General features: G+C 65.5%; 1 pseudogene. It reads left to right on the top strand.

The features are described 5' to 3' along the window. Nucleotides 1-258: pseudogene (locus tag FV222_RS29175) on the top strand (IS3 family transposase); the annotation flags it as partial.

Consider the following 258-nt stretch of genomic DNA (forward strand, 5'->3'; position numbering starts at 1 on the left):
TGAGACCGAGAATGCTCGGCTTCGAAAGGCAATCGCCGATCTCACCCTCGACAAGCTGATCCTGCAGGAGGCGTCCCGGGGAAACTTCTGAGCCCCGCGCGCCGACGCGCCTGTGTCGAGCACATCCAGCTGACGATGAACATCTCCGAGCGCCGTGCCTGTCGGGCGCTCGGTCAGCATCGCTCGACACAGCGCAAGGTGCCGCGGGGCCGCGATGATGAAGAGGCGCTGACAGCCGATCTCGTGGCGTTGGCCGAG

It is taken from the genome of Methylobacterium sp. WL103 (genome assembly GCF_008039885.1).
GTDB classification, from domain to species: domain Bacteria; phylum Pseudomonadota; class Alphaproteobacteria; order Rhizobiales; family Beijerinckiaceae; genus Methylobacterium; species Methylobacterium cerastii.